The sequence below is a fragment of the Desulforhopalus singaporensis genome (genome assembly GCF_900104445.1).
In the GTDB taxonomy this organism is placed as follows: domain Bacteria; phylum Desulfobacterota; class Desulfobulbia; order Desulfobulbales; family Desulfocapsaceae; genus Desulforhopalus_A; species Desulforhopalus_A singaporensis.
In genome coordinates, this window is the sequence record NZ_FNJI01000017.1 from 1 (window position 1) to 13,145 (window position 13,145).

Annotated in this window: 14 protein-coding genes and 1 pseudogene; 2 read left to right on the forward strand and 13 right to left on the reverse strand. The window is 49.8% G+C overall.

All coding sequences use genetic code 11. The features are described 5' to 3' along the window. Positions 1-135 (forward strand): annotated as a pseudogene (locus BLQ17_RS22260) (IS256 family transposase); the annotation flags it as partial. A gap of 279 nt (positions 136-414) precedes the next feature. Here the strand turns inward: BLQ17_RS22260 and traI are convergent. From traI to trbL, 12 genes are read right to left on the reverse strand one after another with little or no spacing between them, the layout of a single operon-like run. Then, on the reverse strand, positions 415-1,890 hold the full coding sequence (gene traI, locus BLQ17_RS12385) for a TraI/MobA(P) family conjugative relaxase (protein ID WP_092223480.1): 1,476 nt from the start codon (positions 1,888-1,890) through the stop codon (positions 415-417). A gap of 35 nt (positions 1,891-1,925) precedes the next feature. Further along, positions 1,926-2,288 carry a plasmid mobilization protein gene (locus tag BLQ17_RS12390; protein WP_092223303.1) on the reverse strand — a complete coding sequence of 121 codons (363 nt, stop codon included), beginning with the start codon at positions 2,286-2,288 and terminating at the stop codon, positions 1,926-1,928. Positions 2,289-2,294: 6 nt separating this feature from the next. Then, complete coding sequence (locus BLQ17_RS12395) at positions 2,295-2,822, reverse strand: plasmid mobilization protein (RefSeq protein ID WP_092223305.1); 528 nt, start codon at positions 2,820-2,822, stop codon at positions 2,295-2,297. Positions 2,823-2,826: 4 nt separating this feature from the next. Continuing rightward, positions 2,827-3,270 (reverse strand): S26 family signal peptidase, encoded by a 444-nt coding sequence (locus BLQ17_RS12400; RefSeq protein WP_092223307.1) that lies wholly within the window; start codon positions 3,268-3,270, stop codon positions 2,827-2,829. A 12-nt stretch (positions 3,271-3,282) separates the two neighbouring features. Continuing rightward, positions 3,283-5,100, reverse strand: coding sequence for a type IV secretory system conjugative DNA transfer family protein (locus tag BLQ17_RS12405; protein WP_092223308.1), 1,818 nt, complete (start codon positions 5,098-5,100; stop codon positions 3,283-3,285). After that, positions 5,097-7,553, reverse strand: coding sequence for a DUF5710 domain-containing protein (locus BLQ17_RS12410; protein ID WP_176761207.1), 2,457 nt, complete (start codon positions 7,551-7,553; stop codon positions 5,097-5,099). The genes BLQ17_RS12405 and BLQ17_RS12410 overlap by 4 nt, the downstream gene beginning before the upstream one ends. A 1-nt stretch (position 7,554) precedes the next feature. Then, complete coding sequence (locus tag BLQ17_RS12415) at positions 7,555-7,764, reverse strand: hypothetical protein (protein ID WP_092223312.1); 210 nt, start codon at positions 7,762-7,764, stop codon at positions 7,555-7,557. A gap of 12 nt (positions 7,765-7,776) precedes the next feature. Next, positions 7,777-9,072: a TrbI/VirB10 family protein gene (locus BLQ17_RS12420; protein ID WP_092223314.1), complete on the reverse strand. Its 1,296-nt coding sequence runs from the start codon at positions 9,070-9,072 to the stop codon at positions 7,777-7,779. After that, positions 9,065-9,490, reverse strand: coding sequence for a hypothetical protein (locus BLQ17_RS12425; RefSeq protein ID WP_092223316.1), 426 nt, complete (start codon positions 9,488-9,490; stop codon positions 9,065-9,067). The genes BLQ17_RS12420 and BLQ17_RS12425 overlap by 8 nt, the downstream gene beginning before the upstream one ends. 1 nt (position 9,491) lies before the next feature. After that, complete coding sequence (gene trbG, locus BLQ17_RS12430) at positions 9,492-10,421, reverse strand: P-type conjugative transfer protein TrbG (RefSeq protein WP_176761208.1); 930 nt, start codon at positions 10,419-10,421, stop codon at positions 9,492-9,494. A gap of 4 nt (positions 10,422-10,425) precedes the next feature. Next, positions 10,426-11,091, reverse strand: a complete 666-nt coding sequence (locus tag BLQ17_RS12435) for a VirB8 family type IV secretion system protein (protein WP_092223321.1) — start codon at positions 11,089-11,091, stop codon at positions 10,426-10,428. Beyond that, positions 11,084-12,160, reverse strand: coding sequence for a P-type conjugative transfer protein TrbL (trbL, locus tag BLQ17_RS12440; RefSeq protein WP_092223323.1), 1,077 nt, complete (start codon positions 12,158-12,160; stop codon positions 11,084-11,086). Before trbL ends, BLQ17_RS12435 begins: the two co-directional genes overlap by 8 nt. Here trbL and BLQ17_RS22635 point away from each other — a divergent pair. Then, positions 12,141-12,311 (forward strand): hypothetical protein, encoded by a 171-nt coding sequence (locus BLQ17_RS22635; RefSeq protein ID WP_176761209.1) that lies wholly within the window; start codon positions 12,141-12,143, stop codon positions 12,309-12,311. The two genes, trbL and BLQ17_RS22635, sit on opposite strands and share 20 nt — an antisense overlap. Here BLQ17_RS22635 and BLQ17_RS12445 read toward each other — a convergent pair whose 3' ends face one another. Continuing rightward, positions 12,312-13,142 (reverse strand): TrbJ/VirB5 family protein, encoded by an 831-nt coding sequence (locus tag BLQ17_RS12445; RefSeq protein WP_092223325.1) that lies wholly within the window; start codon positions 13,140-13,142, stop codon positions 12,312-12,314. Positions 13,143-13,145: the final 3 nt, after the last annotated feature.

Consider the following 13,145-nt stretch of genomic DNA (forward strand, 5'->3'; position numbering starts at 1 on the left):
TTACTGAAATTACTCTATTTGGGGATTCAAAATGCCAAGAAAAAATGGACAATGCCAATCCAAAACTGGTCTCTGGCCATCTCGCAACTGGCTATTTTCTTTGAGGGTCGGCTGGATCAAGAGTTAGGACTTTAAAGTGGTGGTGAAATCAGGTATTAAGATGAGATATCAAAATCCGCTCCGAAAAAAGTCAGCATCTCCGACGAGCACTTGTACGGAGCCCATTCTCGACGCTGACTTTTATCTCCGCTACCGCTGAGGCAGGAGCTGGCACTGTGGAAGATGACACAGAATTTTGAACACTCCCGTTCACATGGTGGTTGTCAGGTTACTTTGAGCTTTGTCAATCCTGTGTGTCATCTTCAGATTTCTACAATTTTATCTGTGGCATACGATTGAGAAGAAAAAAATGTCTCACCTCTCGTATTCTTCTTCGAAAAACTGCTGCAGATTTTTTTTAAACTTCCGCCAGTTCAGGTTGGGGGATCTTTTTTTGTTTCTGATATAGACCTTCCAGGCTTCTCTTTCTTTTGCGGACTTAAGAGGATTTACTGGTTGGTATTTGTACGATTTTTCTACCTTATAATTTCCTGTGGAAGGCTCAAAAAGGCCGAACTTTTTCTGAAGTTTAGTTATACGAAGCCCTGTTTTTGAAAAGGGAGCTGCATTCTTCCCTTTGGTTCGGCCACCAATGTCTTTTAGTACATGTCCATTGCCCCTGGGGGCAATCTCAAGGCCGATCATTGCAAGCACTTTGTGGAATTCCTGCCATGCCCCTGTGTGATCTGCAGCTGAGGCAATGAAGTCCTTAGACTCCATGAGATAAGTATCAAATGATTTCAGACCGGTTTGATTTTCAAACTTGCTGGCCTGGTGGTTCTCCCGCTTTGGCTCTCTCCGGAAAAACTCTTTAACATCATAACCACCTGCAGATTTTTCAAATTTGCCGAAGCGATCTTCGAGCTTTTTCTTTGTAAAGTTGCGGTCAAAGTCACTGAGCTTTGTTCTGTGGTCATCTTTATGCATCTGTCCAATGGCAGCCAGGATACAGCCATTGCCGCGGAGATGAACAGCAAGGCCGAAGGTAGCAAGGTCCTCATGTAATTCCTGCCAGTTTCTGGCACCTTCAAAGGCCAATGTGATATCCCCCTGTCTCCGTTTCAGGTAATCAGTAAACTGCTGCTCATCTCCCTTATCTATGGTGATATCATATTTCTTCTCTAATGCCCTGCAGACCTCATTGCGTTTCTTATAATCGTACCAGGGGTCATGCCTTGTATACTTTTCCTTGTGGATCATGTTGTATGCAATATGTAGATGGGGATTATCGGTATTCACATGGATACCGCAGACACGTTGGTGGTCTTCAAACCCCAGGGCTTTAGCAAATTCTTTTTCGATATCTCTAAAATCTGCTATAGAAAGCTTTTCCATGTCCTCAGGGTGGATACTTACGACCATATGATAGGTCTTTTCTTTTTTTGTACGGGCATTCATGGCCTGGGTAGCTCTGATTTCATTAATGGCCAGGTTGTAATCCTGGTCGGAATAGCAACCAGCAGTCCATTTATCTAGGCATTTCTCATTGCTTCCGACATCATCACCCCGTCGCAAGCCTTTAGTTTTTCGTCTATAAGAGCGTGCATCAAGAGACAATATATCCTTAGCTCGCCGCCCTGCGTTACATGCCAAACCGCACTCAGACAATTTGCGCAACTTGTTTCCGGACAATGGTCCAGGTTTTCCAGTATGGGGCTGGTTGTTGAAATTTCCGATGTGCTCATAATTGTTTTTCTCTGTTGCTATTTCATGTTTGGCCGCAGCGATATATTCCGCCAGCCGTTTAAAGTTGTCGTTTTGCGGTTCGCAGGGGATTCGTTTGGAGATCATACCTGGAAGGACAAATCGTTGAAGAAATATGAGAGTCAAATCTCATCTTGTATTTTCTGTATTATCGGTCGGAGTTCGTTCTGCCTCTCCTCGATTTCGCTGAGGAGTTGCCTCACTTCTGCCGGATCAATAAACGTTCTCCCCTGGGAAAGAAAATATTTGAAGAGTCCACCCAGACGGCCGAGATCCGCGTTGACCTTAAGCGCTGCAAGAAAGGCTGCCTGGTCAACTCTGCTGCTTATCTTTGTACCGGTTAAGATTCGGCGGGTGTACTCTGATACCGATAAGCCTGCTTGCTGGGCAAACTGTTTTATTCTCTGATGCTCTTCTGGTGTGACGTGCGATATTACTGCCTTCGTTCGTACCTGGTCGCGTCTCTTAATGGTGGTCTTGTCCATGATGACTCAAACCTCATTATCTAGTTGCTTGAAGAAATAGTAGTAAGCATCTCCGTACCCACATTCCCAACCATAGTACATGGGAGAATCTGCAGGGTATGGATTGCGGCCTGGCCACTCAGGTTTTTTTTCTGCTTTACCAGCCTTGTACCCCTCATATTCACCTACATCAAACTGTGCGTCAAATTCTGGGTCAGCACTCCCTTGGTAATAGCCGTATTCCCAGAAAAAATGTTTATCGAAGCCTTTCTTGTGAGGGTTAAGGCTGGAGCTTGATCTCCCTCCATTAACCTTAGCTGCAGACATCCCCTCATCTATGACGCTATTGATCTCATTCTTAGTAAGGAACATTGAATTAAAACTCCCGATCTTTTTTACCTGACCGAGCCTGCTGTTGATTTTACTGTTGCTCAAAACCCTGCGCGTGTATTCCGATATCGACAGACCCGTTTGTCCGGCAAGCTGTTTGATATGGATATGCTCGTCCTGGGTGATGTATGCTTTCAGGCATATTTCTCTTTTCGGCTTGTTCATATGATCACCAGGTCCAAAGAGGTTTGATGGTTGTGATGACAAGCTTTGTCGGAATCGGACCGATATAGCGGCTGTCCAGGCTGTGTATCGTCTCTCCCTCTACGATCACGTGGCTTTGGGGCACAATCCCCGTTGCTGGAATGTACGGAATCACGGGCCGTCCCCTGGAATCTTGTTCGGCAGCTGGCGGGAGATGGTATTTCTCACCGCCAATGAAGGTTACTTTCTTGAGAAGCGGGGTGCCCGGCTCTGTGTATCTCGATACAAATTCAGCCTTGGATGCTGGTGGATAGAATGCGACCAGGACGCCCTGTTCGATTGGCTGGTTGGTCTTTAAGTAAATTCCATAGGGCAAACTGGCGGTGGTGTTTATATAGCAATACTTTGCTATGAAAAGGTATAGACCGAGCACCACAAGAATACAGACTATCAATTTTAGAAGTCTCATCTCTATTCTCCGCTAAATACCTGCTGAAATCCTTGAGCGTTCCGACAGGACCGGATCGAGAAAGTAGAGCATCTGCCGCCCGTAGATCGCCGGGAATCCGGCAACGAATATGAGCATGTCCCCGGGTTCGAGAATCTTCTCCCCGGAAGAGTCCTTGACCGGCCCTTTAAGGCGCATGCATTCGTCAGGTGTAAGCAGCGGCCTTGCCACCTCGGAAATTGAGACGGAGGCGCTGCCCATATGGCCGAAGCGCTTGCCGGAGATGGAGGTTTTCTTATCTACGACGGTGGTCTTGCCGGTCATGTCGGAAAGCAGCTTTGCCGTTTCGATCTTGTTCGGGGCGTATGCTATCCGGACATGACAGTTTGAGGTGATGGACTCATCCCTGGTATAGGCTTCCTGCAGCTGGGTGAGGTCCTGGACGATGATATAGGACTTGATTCCGTAGCCTGCCATAAAGGCCAGGGCCCGCTGCATAATCTCAAGCCTGCCAAGGCTTGTAAACTCATCGAGCATAAGAAGCAGGCGGTGCTTGTAGTTGGCAATGGAACTGCCGTCCTTAAACTCCATCGTCGCCGTGAGCTTACGCAGTGCCAGATTGAAAAATATCCTTAATAGCGGGCGCAGCCGATCGAGATCTGCGGGACTCACCACCAGATACAGATCGACCGGCTTTTCAGAGTTCATGATATCGGAAATCCTGAAATCAGACGTTTTGGTGTTCCTTGCAACGGTCGGGTCGCGGTAGAGGGAGAGGTTGGTTACCGCCGTTGAAATAACCCCTGACAGTTCACGATCGGCTTTAATCGCGCACTCTCCGGCGTAGCTGTGGATTGCCCGTTCTATGTTGGCCGCAAGATCCGCTTCCATTAAGGGATGCCGGGCCTGCAGCAGCTCGGCGTGGGGAGTGTCCGACATATGATAAAAAAGCCCCTTGATATCATCGGCGTACTCATCCTTGGTGATCTCATCCACCACGTCGGCAAGACTTGCGTCATCCTTTACCACAAGGACGTGGAGTATGAGACCCGTCAGAAAGGCGTACCCTGCCTGGGAAAAATAGTCTTTCAACCCCTTGCCGTCCGGATCGCAGATCATTGAGGCGATATTCTGTGCATCGGAAATGGCGTAACTGGTGCCAAGACGAACTTCTGCAAGGGGATTGAACCTGGCCGATCCGTGAGGGCTTGCCGGATCGAACCTGAAGACGGTGTGATGTAATTTCTTCCTGCGGTACCCCGATGACAGGGCGTAGTTCTCCCCCTTGATATCGAGTACGATGGTGGAGCCCTCCCAGGCAAGCAGGGTGGGGATGACCAGGCCGACCCCCTTGCCGGACCTTGTGGGGGCAAATGCCAGGACATGTTCCGGCCCGTTGTGCAGCAGATACTGTATCCTGTTTTTTCCGGCAAAACCTCCGACATATACGCCGGTGGTATTGGTAAGTCCCATTGGACCAAGATCTTTTTTCCTGGCCCATTCCGCTGTTCCGTGAAGGTTCCGGTTACCCCTGGGGCGTCTTGTAAGGATCACGATAAAGATTATCGACAAGGGTACCATGAATACGGCCATGCCAAGTTCCGTTGCCTCCGTAAGGCCCGGATGGGCTGCTATGTTGCTGTCAAGATTCCACAGGATGATATTCCAGGGAAAATAGTAGTGAGCAATAACAGGTGACCCTATTGCCGGATGAAACCCCACTTCTGAGGCAAAGAACTGCGTTGCGAAGGTCATTGCCGCAACCGCCCAGAGTGCAACTGTTACCGGCAGCCACCATCGTATTTTTGTTTCCCGGTTCCCTGACCTGAGACCGTAGTTTTGTTTTTTCATCGTCCCATCTCCAGTCCCAGGCCGTGATCCTGTTCTTTTGCTTTTGCAAGAAACGGAATTTTTCTTTCAAGAGCCTTTTTCACCCGAGCCCTGCCGAACCTTGAATTTGCCAGGTCATTGAAGTCGGTCAATCCCTGTTTTTTCTGCTGCTCGCTGAACTCGGGCACGATGACTTCGCCACCTATGGCCTTGGCTACTCTTCTTGCCTTTTCAAGCCCTACATTCTTCTTTTTGGAGTGATCGTTGTCGGCGCAGATAAATATTTCCGCATCCGGCATCAGCTCCTTGATCGAGTGGGCGACGTTTTCCATGTTGCCTGCGTCAAAACAGACCACCGCCGGAAGATGGGCTATGTCCTGGAGGGATTTCCCCGTGGCGTAGCCTTCGGCCAGGAGTATGGGCTTGTCCGCCTCAAGTTTTCCCAGGACACAGCAGTTACCCGATTTCCTGCCGTCTTTTAAGAGATACTTGTCGCCGTTTTCGGAGATGAACTGCAAACTCTCTATCCTGTCTGTTTTTGGATTTTTTAAGGGGATGATAAGACGGTTACTGTTATCGACCCTGATCCCATCCTCGGGCTCTATTTTCTTTGCCAGCAGATACGGGTGATCCTTCGGGGCCGGTGCGGCGTTTACATAGATGCCAAAGGCGGTCTTTGCGGCTTTTTCGTATCTGGCCTGCAGCTCTTCCTCTCTTGATGTTTCGCCTTTTTGTTTCACCGCGTCCCTGGGAAGTTCACCTTCATACTTCACGTTTATTTTCTCCCCGGTCTTATGGTTCTGCATAAAACCAGCTGGCCGACCGTCGGGGTAGATGACATATGCTCCTGATTTTTTCCCGGCCTTGTCGGTGTCCACAGGGACCCGCTGCATCGAGCCGTCCATCACCAGGGTATCGACTTTAAGGCCTAGACCGGCAGCCTGGTCCCGAAACTGTTTTTCGATTTCCGCAAAGTCGAGGATGGAAGAGGTTGTTTTCTCTGATTGCAGCCATTTTCGAAAGGGCTCCGGGTCCTGATCCGGCTCTATAAACCATGCTTTCTGACGGCGGTCCCATTTCGCGCCAAGCTCTTTTGCCTGGTCTTTTTCCTCAAAGGAAACATCAAGATAGGTTCTTTCCGGATCTGGAGCTGCGAGTGTTTCATCGTGGTTCCTCTGAACACTCAACTCCCTTGTCCCATCACCTTCGATCCAACCTGAGCTGTACGAAAGATCGTCAACAACTTCACGCTCGTGCTCCCTGGTTCCGGCCAGGCCATCCTGATAGCCGATATTCCAGCTCGATTCATCCAGCTTCACTTTCTGGGCTGCAGATTCCACCTGAGTAGCTGTTTGTAACCATTTTCTATAGGGCTCCGGGTCCTGGTCCGGCTCTATAAACCATGATTTCTGACGGCGGTCCCACCTGGCGCCAAGCTCTTTGGCCCGGTCTTTTTCCTCGAAAGGAACACTCAGGAGGATTTTTTCTGCTGATCCGGAATCTTTATCAGGGACAATTTGGTCTGTGACCTTTTCCTGAGTTGGTGACTCGGAAAGCTTTTCCTTCCACAGCATCACCTCCTTGTCCTGGCTGAGAACGAATTCGCTGATTTTTTCCCCGTCCCGGATCGCTGCAAGAAGCTCCTTCTGCCTCTGGTTCTTAGGGAGCTTTTTCAACCATCCGGCGACATAGGCTTCGTTATTCTTTTCAGACTCAGGCGTATATCCCACACCGATCTGGGTGCAGATCAACCAGGTGGCGATTTCGGCTCTGAGCTCTTCTTTCGCGTACTCCTGTTTATCGGAGGCGGGGCCTGTTTGCCGGTCGAGCAGGTCGGGGTGTTTGGTCGCGTGGGCCAGTTCGTGGAAGATGGTGGAATAGTATTCCGATTGACTTTTAAAACTTGCTTTCGCGGGGATCTCGATGGCATGTTTTGCGGGTGAATAAAAAGCTCTTTCCTGCTGACTTTCGGTTATCGATATGTCTCTTTTAAAGCTGTTGATAATATCGTCCGCTATCCAGTCGGGCTTCCATTCCGGAGTTTGTGTTAAATAGGGATTTAGCCCTTCGATCTGGGTTCCGTTGAAAAGCGCAAATGTTTTGAAAACGGGAGCGTCGACCTCTTTCGTCCGGGGCTTGCCGGTCGATTTGTCGACAAGGGTGTTGCCGTTTTCATCCTGTTCTTTTATAAGTCGTGTCGGGCTGTAGTAGAGTGCCGGAGTGGATTTTTCTCCTTTCCGGACATGGAGGCCGTGTTCTCTTGCCTGGTTATAGGTCATCCACCTGGGATCGTTGTATCCTTTTCGGGCCAATTCGACCAGGTTGACTCCCCGGTAATCCTTTCCTGTAACAAAACTTCTGGGAAGCTCGAACAGCTCTCCCTCTTTCCAGGGCACCTGCCAGGGTGCTGAAGAACTTTCGATGGCTTGTATCGTATTATCAATAAAAGTCTGAATTTTATCCTGGTAAGACATATCAACCTCCATGCTCTTCGGGTTCCATCTCCTCGGGAGAGGCAATCATGGCTCCGCTCATATAGGCGAGATACTCTGCTTCGTCGGGCTCGAGCTGTCGGTCGGTAGTTGCGTTTTCGCCAAAAAGCCTCTCGTCGAGCCATACCTGGTAGTCCTCAACTGTCATTGCTCTTTTGGCCGCGTATTCTTGCATCTTTTCTTTCGTCCACATGGTGTTTCTCCTTTAAAGTTTGTTCTCGTACTGCTCTGTAAATTGCAGGTCCTTAACGACCACGACGTTGAGCTTGTAGCCGGGCCTCACGGTGAGGGTGGGGCTGATATTGGCAAATTTCTGCAGCAGCGTAAGGCTGGCCTGGCTCATCTGGGTGGCAAGAGCCATTCCCATGCTCTGGCTGAAGCTTGGCACGTCACTATCGCTGTCCGACAGCGTATCGATGGAATATGCTGTTCCTCCGGTAATCAGGCTCATGAGCAGCGCATGGCCGTATATCCTGAAATAGTGGTTGTTGACCTTATCGGACAATCCACTCTGGCCGAGCTGGTCCGCCCCTGGAAACTTGTTGAGCGTCATGGTCCTGCCGTCCGGAAAAACAAGACGTGTCCAGGCGACAAAAAGTCTCTTGGCACCGAGGGCAACCCCGTTCTTGTATTGGCCGACAAGACGGGTGCCCTGGGGAATGAGCATATTGTCACCGGTGGCGGTGTCGTAGACATCCTGGCTGACCTGACCGATAATCTGGCCGGAAAGATCTGAGTTTATCCCGGTGATAAGCACCGTAGGAATAATCGCGCCGGTACGGAGGGCAAGCGGGTTGGTACCCTGCATACTGAATCCATTGTCCCAGTCATCCGATACGGCACCTATCGTCTGCTCCCCTTGAGCAGCCGGGTAGGGAACCGTGGATGGATCTTCACCCCTGGCTGCAGCAGCAGCCATTGCTCTTGCGTAATCCAGGTCATTTTGCAGGTGCTTCTGCCTGGTTGAGGTGGTGTTTGCAGGCTGTTGCACGGTCGACTGAGAATAGGTCGTCTTGTTTCCTGCTGCAGCTTCCGAATAAGAGTTGCTTCCTTTCCCCTGATCGGCAACACTCTTGTAGGCAAGGGGTTCCGACTGGAGGGCCGCTCTCTGCAGATCACGTTTATAGCGCCTGGTTTCCAAGAGCTCCTGTTGCCTCATCTGTGACAACGGATCGATTTGCGGCCTTACTACCGTTATCGGTCGCGGCAGCGGTGTCCTGCCGCTGTCTTTCGGCGCCTTGTTTTCCGTGACTCCTTTCGTCTCCGGGGCCTTGGGCAGATTGAGCCCGGCCCCGTTTGCTATGGTATCAAGGTCTTCGGACGGCCTTATGACAAGCTCTTTCGGTTCCTCGCTTGAGAAATCCGGTTTTGTAAAGATGGCGGAGACGACCAGGCCGATAATTATCAACAAGAGAAGTACTATTATTACGATCGGTTTTCTGCTGAGGGTCGTTATGGCGACCGACGGTCGTTTTAACCCTTGCGGTGCCTTTTCACTCATTTTTCGTATCCTGTTGTAAAAATGTCGAGTTGAGGGCATAGGTGGTGTTGTCAAACGTCCTTGAAATATTGAGCCCTTTGTCCGTTTTTAAGGAGATGTAACTGGCGTTCGTCCCCTTGACGTCATCGATCACATATTGCACTGTTATGGTCTCGTCCGAGGGCATGGTTTCCACCCGGAAGCCTGCAGTCCTGGCACTGTCCTCAAGGGCTTTATCAAAAGGCTTGTTGCCGGAGGCAAAGAAGAGGAGACTTTGTTCGGACGGTCGGGGATATTCAGCCATCAGGCGCTCTGTTATAAAGTCGGTTATCGTTTGCGACTCCGCACCGGGCAGTAAGGTCGTGTATGACCTGTTTGACTGTTGTGCGCAGGACGAGAGAAGGGACACCAGAAGAAGAAAGAGAACATGGATTTTCATGTCAGGCCTCCTTGCGTTTGATTGTTACTTTTTTCTGACTGTTGCCTACTCCAACGATCAAATAGCCTTCCTCAAAGAGCTGATCGACGATGAAGGTCTTGTCCTTGACCCTGTAGTTGACAAGACCCTGGCCTGCCGCTGTCTTTACCAGCAGTACAGGCATTTCCTGCATCTTCGGCATGCGGATATAGGTCTTTTCCCCGTCGTTGAAGATCTGTACGGGTTTCCACGAAGCATTGCCTTTGATATCGTAGTTGAAATCAAGCTTGCTCAGATCGAAGCCTTCTTTTGAGACTCTTTGTTTTGCGCTTTCATGGATTTTCTGCTGTACCCTTTCAAGGACCACCGCCGTATCTTTTGGATAGATAAATCCTGTATATCCCATATGTTTTTTGGGATCGGATTTGAGGTTGAGATGGTAGGATCTTCTGTCTGTCGTTATCAGGGCGGTGGTGGATAATCCCGAATCAAGAACCTTGAAGGCGATATGGCTGGTTTTATTATTTCCGCTTCCGGCATCGACAACGTCAACCTGCCACCTGGCCGTATCTCCCAGGATGATTGAACTGATTTTCTCGCCCGGTTGGAGCTCAAGGTCGGCAACCTTGAACGGGGAGACGATTATGGTCGGAACAGCGTGACCGTAGATGAAGCTTACTCTGCCCTTATCTGTCAGGACGGGCTTCAGGGTTTTCCCCTTCCACTCCCTGGCAAGTTCCAGGGCCTGTTTTTCCTTTTTTGTCAGGTTTGCCGGAATGGGGGAGACATACAATGAATCCAGGAGGAGATCCGAGGGGATCGACCCCATTTCAAAAGTAGTTATCTGGGTCGGATCGTCTATTGTAATGGTTGTTGTCTGCTGGAGTGGTTCGGCCATGGCAGTATGCCAACCCAGCAACAGGATGATGATGGTCGTGATTGTTGTTTTCATTTTATTAAAATCCTCCGTTTGTTTTTTCTGAAACAGAAACCTCTGAAACATAGATGCCCGTAGCGTTGCGCATGATCTCCATCTGTGTTTCCGGAGCCTTCTTCCTGATCACCAGGTTGGCTTTGTAATTCCTGTGCTCTTGGAGGTCTCCCGCGTGGTTCCGGGTGATTTCCTCCCATTCGGCGGACCAGGTATTGCCCGATACGTAGAGGGGCAGGCTTGCGATCCGCACCTCCACCAGCTTCTTTTCCGAATTTTTATACGGGTTGTTTTGCGCGTACCATTCGCCGAGTGCACCCTTGGCAGCTCCTATGGAGACAAAACTTGCCTGCTTGACAAACTTCTCCTGGAGACTGATATCAGCCGTTACCGTTCGCCAGGCAGTTATAAAGCTGGCAAGGCTGTACTGAATGACCTCCTGACGGCTCTCGATTGCCGCAGCTGCGGTGACTCCCGAGACTCGCCCGGCGCGATCCACCTCGACCACATACGGTGTGACTTTTGCCTGGGTAAGTTGCCAGATGTTGGCTAAGCCGAGAACCAGGGCAGCGGTGACGGCTATCATGGCCACCATTCGCCACCGGTTGCGCTCCTCGATAAAGGAGCCGTAGAGTTCCGACCAGGCCCTTTTCCCAGCCAGGTAATGGTTGGTGGATTGTTCTTTACTCATTTTCGCCGTCTCCCTTTTTCAGGTGGGCCTGGGCCGCTTCGGAAAGACTCATAAGTGCTCCTTTCTGAGCACCACCGAGACCACCGGCAAGTCCACCACCTCCGGAAGCTCCAATGACAGCGCCGGTACCCATGCTCGCGGCTCCTACTGCTGTGCCTGTGGCCGCAGCCATAGCTCCTGCCATCATCCCACCTGAAGATCCTGAGTAGTTGCTGACAAAGCTGGCAAGAGAATCGGGAAGGGCCTTGACCAGGAAGGCGCAGATAACGAAGTTGGCTGTGACCACAAAAACATCTGTCGCGGTATTGAATTCCCAGTCAACGATGGTATGGACGAGGGTGTAAATAACATTTATGAGCAGTTGGATAATGAACAGCTTCAAACCGACTGCCAGGGCGTAGCGCATAAAATTTGCTGCCCAGGATCTGGTATGACGGTTGCCGCCAAAACCGAGTATCAGGATACCCACGTTCATTACTATCCATGCTTCGCACAAAATGATCAGATACATCCCGTAGGTAAGCGCGGCGCAGACGATGCTCACTACGATACAGAGGCCGATCATGATACCTACTCCTGGCCTCATGATCGTTATAAGTTTGGTCATAGCCCTTGTTATGCTGAAACTATCTATGAAAAAATTTGAGACAATCTGTGGGGGACCATGAATATCCTTGGATAAATTAATAAAGCCGTCGACGATTTTACCCGCGAGCTCCTGACCGTAGATGATGAGACAGAAAAAGGTGGCTCCGAATATGGCAACTCGGACAAGTTCCGCTATGACATCGGTTATATCAGCTTTTTGAAAACCGAGCCTGACAGCGAGAAAGACAACCTCGATCACGAGCAGGGCGTTGAGCAGCCAGATGGCATGGGATTTGATATTTGCCCCCCAGGTCGTCCCGAGGTCTTTGTAAGTGTTAATCAGCCTGTCTGTTATGGTCAGTTCGGGTTCTGCTGCAAGAGCGTTGTTGCAGAAAAATAACAAACTAATTAAAATAAATAAGGTAGTTACGGTTGTGATTAAAAAAATGGGAGGTCGTTTTATGTCTGCAAAAATTATCATTTTACTGCTCCTTGCTTTTTGCCTTACTGGAGGCACTTATTTTTATCTGGAGTCAAAACCCAAATATGACGAATCATGGATGAATGAGCCGGTTAATATGAAACCTATTTTAAAACAGCCGGGCATTGAGCCACCTCCAGATGTAGAGTGATTAAAGACCCGGTTGTTTGAGTATCGGCTCCATATCAATCTCTTGGTTGAACCAGTTGTCCAGTTCCTTTTGGTGGTTCTTTTCCTTCTGTCGTTCCTGGGCGTTCCAGGCGCTTTGTGCCTGGATATAGGTAGCCGTTAAGGCCCGTTGTTCACGCAGCTCCTTGGCGATAATTCCCGCGATTTGATTACCTGCCTCAAGGGCGTCGAGGTTCCCCTCTTTTTCCGACAGGAGTTCATGCAGGTAGGCGTCGAATTCGCCGGTCGCCTCAAGCTGTTCCAGCTGGGTGCCGGAGAGACCGAAGGAAGATTGCAGCACCTCGTCTATATCCGTCGTCGCCTTGATAAACTGGGCGTCGTATATCTCCATACGCTCGGAGACGGGTTTGCCCTCTATGTCGATCTCGTCAAGGCCGGGAAAAGTTTCTGCGTAAATTTTGTAGAGCGTGTCCTGGTCCGCCTTGAAGCTTTTCAGGTTCCTGAGATTGCCCAGAAGATACTTGGACTCAAGGATTACCCTGTCTTTAAGGTGTCCTGGCAGGTTGATGGTGTTCTGGATCATGTTGTCCATCTGTCTGCTCAGCTGGTTCGACTGTTCTATCATCTCCTGGGTCTGCCTGACGAATTCCGCGTAATCGGCGATCGATTGCTCATACTCCTTGATCTGCATGGAGTATTGTTTGGTGAGCTCGACCACGGTCTCCACATCGGAGACGTATTGAAAAAGCTGGGTGAATACGGTTGAGCAATTGGAACAAAAAATTGCCATGGAGTTTTTGGTGCCGAGCATGACAGAAAGCGCGAGTCCGGTTGCTATAATTATTTTTTTCATTTG

What these genes read in the sequence shown, in the direction of transcription:
- trbL (WP_092223323.1), bottom strand. Translation starts at nt 12,160, where the DNA reads ATGATAATTTTTGCAGACATAAAACGACCTCCCATTTTTTTAATCACA.
- trbG (WP_176761208.1), bottom strand. Translation starts at nt 10,421, where the DNA reads ATGAAAACAACAATCACGACCATCATCATCCTGTTGCTGGGTTGGCAT.
- BLQ17_RS12400 (WP_092223307.1), bottom strand. Translation starts at nt 3,270, where the DNA reads ATGAGACTTCTAAAATTGATAGTCTGTATTCTTGTGGTGCTCGGTCTA.
- BLQ17_RS22635 (WP_176761209.1), top strand. Translation starts at nt 12,141, where the DNA reads ATGTCTGCAAAAATTATCATTTTACTGCTCCTTGCTTTTTGCCTTACT.
- BLQ17_RS12390 (WP_092223303.1), bottom strand. Translation starts at nt 2,288, where the DNA reads ATGGACAAGACCACCATTAAGAGACGCGACCAGGTACGAACGAAGGCA.
- BLQ17_RS12415 (WP_092223312.1), bottom strand. Translation starts at nt 7,764, where the DNA reads ATGTGGACGAAAGAAAAGATGCAAGAATACGCGGCCAAAAGAGCAATG.
- traI (WP_092223480.1), bottom strand. Translation starts at nt 1,890, where the DNA reads ATGATCTCCAAACGAATCCCCTGCGAACCGCAAAACGACAACTTTAAA.
- BLQ17_RS12410 (WP_176761207.1), bottom strand. Translation starts at nt 7,553, where the DNA reads ATGTCTTACCAGGATAAAATTCAGACTTTTATTGATAATACGATACAA.
- BLQ17_RS12425 (WP_092223316.1), bottom strand. Translation starts at nt 9,490, where the DNA reads ATGAAAATCCATGTTCTCTTTCTTCTTCTGGTGTCCCTTCTCTCGTCC.
- BLQ17_RS12395 (WP_092223305.1), bottom strand. Translation starts at nt 2,822, where the DNA reads ATGAACAAGCCGAAAAGAGAAATATGCCTGAAAGCATACATCACCCAG.
- BLQ17_RS12435 (WP_092223321.1), bottom strand. Translation starts at nt 11,091, where the DNA reads ATGAGTAAAGAACAATCCACCAACCATTACCTGGCTGGGAAAAGGGCC.
- BLQ17_RS12445 (WP_092223325.1), bottom strand. Translation starts at nt 13,142, where the DNA reads ATGAAAAAAATAATTATAGCAACCGGACTCGCGCTTTCTGTCATGCTC.
- BLQ17_RS12420 (WP_092223314.1), bottom strand. Translation starts at nt 9,072, where the DNA reads ATGAGTGAAAAGGCACCGCAAGGGTTAAAACGACCGTCGGTCGCCATA.
- BLQ17_RS12405 (WP_092223308.1), bottom strand. Translation starts at nt 5,100, where the DNA reads ATGAAAAAACAAAACTACGGTCTCAGGTCAGGGAACCGGGAAACAAAA.